General features: G+C 27.1%; 2 protein-coding genes. One reads left to right on the top strand and one right to left on the bottom strand.

Annotated elements, in window-relative coordinates; all coding sequences use genetic code 11:
- Window positions 1-259: 259 nt before the first annotated feature.
- Window positions 260-1,330, top strand: coding sequence for a WG repeat-containing protein (locus U9R42_06595; protein MEA3495687.1), 1,071 nt, complete (start codon window positions 260-262; stop codon window positions 1,328-1,330).
- 226 nt (window positions 1,331-1,556) lie between these two features.
- Here the strand turns inward: U9R42_06595 and U9R42_06590 are convergent, their stop codons facing one another.
- Complete coding sequence (locus tag U9R42_06590; protein MEA3495686.1) at window positions 1,557-2,855, bottom strand: radical SAM protein; 1,299 nt, start codon at window positions 2,853-2,855, stop codon at window positions 1,557-1,559.
- Between the last annotated feature and the right edge of the window lie 308 nt (window positions 2,856-3,163).

Genomic DNA, 3,163 nt, shown 5'->3' with positions numbered 1-3,163 from the left:
CGAAAACCTAACAAAATGTATAAGTCATTCACTTGTCATTAAATTGTCACTTAATGACAATTTAATGACGATCAAATGACTACTTTATGACATTAGATTCAAGCGACAAAATACACATAATATTCTAACAGCCAAAAACATACGTTTTTCTTATAGCCACTATTTAATAGTCCCCCTTAAACTATGTACAGTTTTTGCATTGTCGGAATTGCAATTATTTTACTTTTTAATTAAGCAATCATGAATAAAAAATCTTAACATGAATAAAATAAATTACCTTAAATTTCACATATCCTTAATAATATTATTTTTTTTAAGTATTACTTTCTCTTTACATTCCCAAGAACTTAAGCCTTTTCAACAAGATAATAAATGGGGTTTTAAGAATAGTTCTGATGAGATAGTAGTTAAAGCGGACTATGATAAAGTTTGGAGTTTTAAACATGGACTTTCTAAAGTGAAATTAAACGGGAAATATGCTTTAATTAACGAAAAAGGAAAAACTGTTATTAAACCCAAGTATGCTTTTATGGATGAATTTAATGGCAAATATTCTAAAGTTGGTTTAAATAAAAAATTTGGTTTAGTTAATGAAAAAGGAAAAGAGATTTTACCACTTGAATATTCATACATTGAGCCCTTAAAAAATTATTTTTTGAAAGTAGAAAAAGATAATAAGTGTGCTCTGGTTAATTATGAAGGTAAGCTTCTTACTGAGATAAAATACAATAACATAAAGATGAAAAACGAATCTTATGTTGTGGTAATTATTGACAAAAAAGCAGGATTAATTGACGTTGAAGGCAATGAAATAATTCCATGTAAATATTCTGAGATTAAACGCTTTAAGAAGGGTGTTGCTGTTGTAAGTTTAAATTATAGGTATGGACTTGTAAATAGTGAAGGCGAGGAAATTACAGAGATAAGATATGAACATATTTCGAGGTTTAAAAATAATTTGGCAATAGCAAAATATTATGGCAAATATGGACTTTTAAATCGTCAGGGAAAAATAGTTTTGCCTTTCGATTATGCAGATATTGAAAACTATCATGAAGATAGAGCGATAATAAAAAAGAATAAATTATTTGGAGTAATTGATAACAATGGGAAGATAATTGTTGAATGTAAATATCAAAAAATTAACGAATATAGTGAAGGACTTGCAACTGCAAAACAAAATGACAAATTTGGTTTTATTGATTTAAACGGCAAAGTGCTTATTCCTTTTAAGTATTCAATGGCTGAAAGTTTTGAAAACGGTAAAGCCAAAGTAATGAAAGCCGGTAAGTTTGGTTTTGTTGACAAAAATGGTAAAGAAAGTTTTTAAAACAGTTTTTTTTTGTTACTACTCAGCAACTTTGCAGAATATAAAAGCCATAGATTTAAAAACTACCGAAAGTAGTTTTATTTGTAAAGATTCATTAAATCAAGTAAAATCAATCTGTGAATCTGTCTTCGGCAGACGAAGTCTGTGGCATATCTTTAAGTTTCAACATCTTATACTTGCTAAGGAGTAACCTTTTTTTTAAAGTTATCATTTATTAACAAAAAAATTATTTGCAATTTCCATGAAGGGCTGGCTCACAAATAATAATATCATCACTATCAACAGAAATTAGTTTCGCATTACAAAGTGAATTTTTTAATTCAGGTAAATATTTTGCTTTTACTCGCAGATAATTATTTGTTAATCCTAAAATATAACCATCATTTTGTTTGGGGCTAAATAAAACACTTTTTAGAGTATTGAGATTTTGTCTTTGGAAAGTAATTTTATTATTATGATGTAAATTCTTGAGAATTTTCATTCTCTCACTAAATTGAATCTTATTTTTTTCCTTGATTTCCTCTTTGTTATCAAAAGGTATCAGTTGTAGAAATGCGAAGTTAATGTTATTAAGAAACTTTAATGAACGTTTAAAATCCCAATTTGATTCATTATTATTATATGTAAAAATATCTAAACCTATTTTCGCATCAGAAATTTTTTCATGAATTGTTTCTATTATTTTGGCAACTTGTTCACGTTTATAATTAACATTCATTGATTTAAGCATCCTTCGTGAACCAGACCGAATATTAATATGGAAATATGGAAGAACCTTTTCCGATTGGGCAATAAAATCAATTAATTCATCTGTAAGTAGTGTAGGTTCAATTTTAGATAATCTTATCCTTTTAAATCCATCAATATTTTCAAGTTTTTTTAATAGTTCTATAATTCCCTTTTCACCTGAACTTGAAATTGTATCTCCGTCAAGATTACTAAGTACTAATTCTATAACACCTGCGTCTGCAATTTTTTGAGCCGATATTAGAATTTTTGAATCTGTTTTTAATTTATTATTTTCTTGACAAACTGAAAACTTACAATATGAACAATAATAATCACATTCATTTTTTAATTTCGATTGCTGATTTATTTTTGAAGAAAAGAGGTTGTTTGAAACAACTTTGTCAGCGTCAACTTCTAAATCCGATATTTTGTTTTTGAAGTAATTGACTTTATTAATGTATGAGTAAATATCCTTATTTCTAATATTTTGTAATACAAGATCAACTTCTTCAAATTCAGTAACTTTATTAGGATCATTTTCAGCAAAACAACCAAAAGCAATTATTTTGGTATTCGGATTATGTTTTTTTACTTTATGAATATAATTCTCAAATTCAATTATTGCTTTCTCATTAACTGCACAAGTGTTAATGAGGTGTACATCAGCTTTCTCGTCATTCAATGAAAGTTGAAGATTGTGGTCTTCTATCTGTCTTTCAATGTTTAAGGATTCTGATGAGTTTAATTTGCAACCAAAAGATTTGAGTGTTACTTTTTTAATGTGTGTTTTTGTCAAAATAAACAATTTGGTTAGGTGTCAAAAGTAATAAAAACTTTTATTCAAGAAATGTTTTTAATGAGTTTATTTATTAAAAGTGTTATAAGTCGTTAGCAATCAATAGTTGGTAGCCATTTGTTGGAAGAAGTACTTAGAGTTAAAAACTAAAAACTAAAAGTTATGTGTTACGAATAAGCAGATAAACAAAAAGAAGTGTTGGAGTACTTAAAGTGCCTAAAGTACTTAGAGTTAAAAAATAAAAGCTGAAATTTTAAACCCCAGCAAAAAACTTCACAAAAGCTATCAGATAAACAAATAAACAAAAA

The organism is Bacteroidota bacterium, from assembly GCA_034723125.1.
In the GTDB taxonomy this organism is placed as follows: domain Bacteria; phylum Bacteroidota; class Bacteroidia; order CAILMK01; family JAAYUY01; genus JAYEOP01.
The sequence above is the reverse complement of the archived record's forward strand: the minus strand, read 5'-3'. Positions and strand labels throughout refer to the sequence as shown.

Bases quoted from the DNA above. Each gene is read 5' to 3' on its own strand.
- U9R42_06595 (MEA3495687.1), top strand. From the start codon at position 260: ATGAATAAAATAAATTACCTTAAATTTCACATATCCTTAATAATATTA.